Raw genomic sequence first — 4,555 nt, forward strand, 5'->3', positions numbered from 1 at the left:
CTCCCGGGCCTGGTCGCAGTCGTAGTTCGGGAACACGTTCGGATGGAAGAGCGGTGTCAGCCAGAACACCAGCGGCGGGGTTTCCGGGAACTCCGCGCCGAGCTGTATCAGAACGACATGCCGATCGACGGCGACCGGATCATCACCAGGTGCCGCGCCGGGCCCGAAACTCGGCTGGGCGAACTCCAGCTCGTACTCGGTGGGCAGCAGGCTGGAGTTCGCCCGCACCTGGAACCCCGGATGCGCCCGCGCATAGGCGACGATCTGGTTGCGGACGCGGTGCAGCGCCTCCTGCCTGTCCTTCGGGTTGAGCGCCCCGGCCCGGGCCTCCACCCCGATCCGCATCCTGGAGTTGTTGCGGATACCCGCGACGTGCAGCGTGTCGTCGGTGTTGAGCCGGCGTCCCGACCCGTCGTCCTGCACCTCGTCGACGACGATGGAGCGGGTCGCATCGGTGAAGCCGGGCGGATACTCCTCCATCACCGAAGCGGCCACGTTTTCGACGGTCTGCTGGGCAGGGGCGTCGTTCAACCGGAACTGCCGGCCGTCAGGCCCTCCCACGTACAGCGTCTGGAGCACGTAGTCGGGTTCACCCGGCGGGACGAGCGTCCACCCCAGGTCCGTTCCGTCGAGCCGTTCCCGCACCGCCGCGGTGTCAGTACTGCTGACCCGGTAGGAGACGGCGTGCGACGTGGACCAGAACTCATGCGGTTCCAGGCCGAGACGTGCCAGGGTTTCCTGAGCGTGGCGGCGCTCGGGTTCCGAACTCGCCCGCACAATCACATGACAGCTCTGCGCCGGCCCCTCCTCCGCCGCCGGTTCCTCTTCAACCCCCGCAGGGCGTCCAGCCTCGCCTTCCGCAGGCGTTTCACGAACGGGGTTCGGACCGACCGGCATTCCGACCCGGTCCGCGGCAACCGCATCCGGTGCTGCCTCGGCGAGGTGCCGGGCGGCGAGGCGCTGAAATACCTCATTACCCGGATATCGCCGACTACTGCTGTACAGCAACGTCCGGAAGGGAGCGACGATGATTCCGTTGTCGAACTCGATGAACACCTGGGTCCACCACTGCTCCGGGTTGGAGCCTTGGATGACCGGGCTGTATGCCAGCGGGTAGCCGATCTGGGTGAACACCGTCGAGACGGCGCCGTCGGTGCGGTAGGCCCGGGCGAGCGCGTTCAGGAAGTCGATCCGGTCGTCCCGGCTCAGGCGAATGTCGGGACCGTCGTCCGCCGCCGCGCCGACATCACCGTCCGCAACCGGTGCCACCGGATCCCTCCCCCGCCTCCGCAGCGCCGGCATCACCACGGGTTGCCCCGGTTGTGCCGTAACGTAAGCGTAGTCCCCACCACAGCGATGTCAGTGTCCGGTACAGGAGCACATCACCCGGACGCCGGCCACCGAGTCAGCCGGCGTCCGGCGGCAACCGGACACGACAGGTCTGCCGCGCCCGGCAGGCAGGCTCCCGTACAGGGTTCCTTACGTTGAGAAGGAGCAGGATCGGTGGTCATCATCGCCGGTGCCGGTGCCGACGGAGTCCGTACAGCCGTTCCAGCGGTGCTCCGCGGCCCGGTCGGCCGGTGAGATGTATGGGTTCGGCTGGGAGTGGATGATAGGCGGCAGAGCGCCGTATCCGGGGGAGGCAAGTCGTGCCCAACGACGCTGATCGTTTCGAGGTGCCGCTGTACAGCGTCGCCGAGGCCAGCCGCTACCTACGTGTGCCGACCTCGACCTTCACGACCTGGGCGTACGGATATGTACGGCAGCGGCCCGGACGCCCCCCGGTGCGTGGTGAGCCGATCGTCACCGCGCGTCCCGCGACGGAGCGCGGCGACGCCGTGGTGCCGTTCATCAGCCTTGCCGAGGGGCTGGTGCTCGCGGCGATCCGGCGTGCCGGTGTACCACTTCAACGCATCCGGCCCGCTCTCACCCGCCTGTCCGAGGAACTCGGGATCGCGCACGTCCTGGCGTCCAAGGCCCTCTACACGGACGGCGCCGAGGTGCTCTACGACTTCGCCGAGAGCCAGGGCGACACACCCGAGGCGCGGGGTGCACGGGAGCTGGTCGCCGTGCGTAAGGGCCAGCGGGTGTTCGGTGATGTCGTAGACGCCTATCTGCAGCGCGTCGACTTCGCACCGGACGGCTATGCCCAGCTCATCCGTCTGCCCGAATACCGGCACGCCGACGTCGTGGTCGATCCTCGCCGCGGGTTCGGCCAGCCGATCTTCTCCCATGGCGGGGCCCGGCTCGAAGACGTTCTGGGCCGTTTCCACGCCGGCGAGCAGCTCGCGGAGGTCGCCGAAGAGTTCGGTGTCCCCCCTGACGAGCTGGAAGACGCCGTACGCATCGCCAGCAAACCCGCCGCATAGTGTTGGCGGCACGTCCCGAGGGGCTCCCCCACATCTTCGTCGACCGCAGCCTCGGTCGCATGGCCGTCCCTCGACTGCTGCGGCAGGCCGGCATCGATCTGACGACACTCGCCGATCACTACGGCATCCCGCACGACGAGAAGGTCGAGGACGTAACCTGGCTCGCCGACACCGCCCGACTGGGCTGGGCAGCGTTCATGAAAGACGAGAGAATCAGACGCAGGCCAGCGGAGAGGGCAGCCGTCATAAAACATGCCGCTCGCTGCTTCTACATAAACCGACAGAACCTGCCCGGCCCGGAGATGGTCCAACGATTTATTGACAATCTCGACACGATCATTACCGCCTGCGCCGAGGCGGACCCGTTCATCTACGCTGTTCATTCAAATCAGATCAAAAAAATGGATCTCGATCCGTGACGTTCAGCTCGTCGCCCGCAGCGCCCTGAGCAGCTTTGCGTAGCCGTCCGCTTCGAACAGGTTCACCCAGTGCCATTTCCGCAGGCGATCCGGTATCTCGCAGGGCTCCAGCCGCACCGGAATCAGGTAGATCGCCCCTTCGGGCTGCTCGTCGGCGACGTCCAGCGCGTACTTGATCTCCTTCTGGACGTACCCTCTCTTGTCCGTGGATGCCGACGACAGACAGACGAGAACGCTGCGACTGGCACGAATCGCTCGACGAATCTCCAGATCCCATTCCTGACCAGGCAGAAGATCCTCGGCGTCGAGCCAGGCGTCGAGCCCGTCATCGTGCAGCCGCTTGTAGAGATCGCGGACCCGGGGTTTGTCCTGGGAGGCGTGACAAAGAAAGATTTTTGACGGCCCGGACGTCGTCGTGATCCGCGCGCCCCGGGCGATCCCGTCGGCGAGCTGACGCGGTGATTCGGCGTGCGACCCCGAGGAGGTCCCCGAGGGCGGGTCCCGCGCGTCCCAGGTGGCTTTGGCTGCGAGATAACTGGCGACAAGACGCCTGAAAACATCATTACCCGGATAGCGCCGGATGGCCACGCGCAGCAGCCGCCGATAAGGCGCCTCGATGATCCCGGCGTCGAATTCGGAGAAGATCTGGCCCCACCACTGTTCCGAGTTGCTGCCTTCCCGAGCGGGGATGCGTACCCGCGGAAATCCGATCTCGTCGAGGACGATCGCCGCAGCGCCCCCCGGCGGGAAAACCGTGGCAATCACGGTCAGGAACTCGTCCCGATCGCTCCGGCTCAGACTGATGTCGGGGCCGTCGTCCGGCAGCCCGCCAGCGTCGCCATCCGCAACCGGTGTCACCGGCAGCCCCTCCCCCGTCTCCGTAGCGCCGGCGTCACCACGTATTGCCCCGGTTGCGCCGTAACGTAAGCGTAGCTCCCATCACAGCGATGACAGCCTCCTGGTGGACACGGCATCATCACCCGCCGCCAAATTTGCGATTTTCGCAAGTGCCGACGTATCTTGACCATGTGGATGCTGAGATCCTCGCCGACCGCATACGCCAGGCGATCCGGGATGCCGGTCTGACCCAGCAGGCGCTCGCGAAGGCCGCTGGCATGGATCCGACCGCCCTGTCCAAGGTGCTCAGCGGCAAGCGGCGCCTGAGCAGCCTGGAACTCGCACTCATCGCCGAGGCGACCGGTGTACCGGTCGCCGAACTGCTCGCCAGTGGCGAGCAGGGAAGTACCCGGATCTCGGCACGCGCGCAGCCTGATACGAGCCCCGCCGTAGCACAGGCCCTGAGCCGCGTGGACGATCTCCTCGAGATCGAGGCCCTGCTGCGCGACCTCAGCATGTCCGCGCCACCGAGCCGCTTCCCGCTGGAGATCCACCAGGACGATCCGGTGCTCCAGGCCGACCAGCTCGCCCGTGCGGTGCGCGGGCTCACCGGGGCGGGTGATGCCGACATCGATGACCTGGCCGACTTCTGCGAACGGGAGCTGGGAATAGACGTCGCCGTCGAACCGCTTCCACCGGGGCTGGACGGCCTGAGCATATCCCGCGGGAACTACCGCCTGGCGCTCGTGAGCAGCGCCGTTCCGGCCACTCGCCAACGTTACACACTCGCCCATGAGATCGGGCACATAGCCGCGGGTGACGTACAGGGCGATACGAACGGCATCACGATCGACGAGGGCCTCTACAGCCGACGCAGCCGCGAGGAGACAAGAGCCAACAGTTTCGCCGCGGCTTTTCTCATGCCTGAGG

The 4,555-nt window shown here is 66.7% G+C and carries 5 protein-coding genes; 3 read left to right on the plus strand and 2 right to left on the minus strand.

What is annotated here, in order from left to right; all coding sequences use genetic code 11:
- Positions 1 to 1,269: effector-associated domain EAD1-containing protein (locus AC5LSR_RS23240; protein ID WP_493469030.1), on the minus strand; the 1,269-nt coding region annotated here is incomplete at its 3' end.
- Positions 1,270 to 1,649: 380 nt separating this feature from the next.
- Here AC5LSR_RS23240 and AC5LSR_RS23245 point away from each other — a divergent pair.
- The gene (locus AC5LSR_RS23245; RefSeq protein WP_250286730.1) at positions 1,650 to 2,369 is read left to right on the plus strand and encodes a DUF433 domain-containing protein; all 720 of its coding nucleotides are present in this window, start codon (positions 1,650 to 1,652) and stop codon (positions 2,367 to 2,369) included.
- A gap of 2 nt (positions 2,370 to 2,371) precedes the next feature.
- A complete protein-coding gene (locus tag AC5LSR_RS23250) occupies positions 2,372 to 2,788 on the plus strand; it encodes a PIN-like domain-containing protein (RefSeq protein ID WP_493469031.1) in 417 nt (138 codons plus the stop codon).
- A gap of 3 nt (positions 2,789 to 2,791) precedes the next feature.
- Here the strand turns inward: AC5LSR_RS23250 and AC5LSR_RS23255 are convergent, their stop codons facing one another.
- The gene (locus AC5LSR_RS23255) at positions 2,792 to 3,646 is read right to left on the minus strand and encodes a toll/interleukin-1 receptor domain-containing protein (protein ID WP_250286727.1); all 855 of its coding nucleotides are present in this window, start codon (positions 3,644 to 3,646) and stop codon (positions 2,792 to 2,794) included.
- 89 nt (positions 3,647 to 3,735) lie between these two features.
- On the opposite strand from AC5LSR_RS23255, the gene AC5LSR_RS23260 reads away from it, so the two are divergent.
- Positions 3,736 to 4,555, plus strand: an 820-nt coding sequence (locus tag AC5LSR_RS23260) for a helix-turn-helix domain-containing protein (protein WP_493469032.1), incomplete at its 3' end; no start/stop codon positions are given.

Source organism: Protofrankia sp. CiP1_Cm_nod4 (assembly GCF_982290645.1).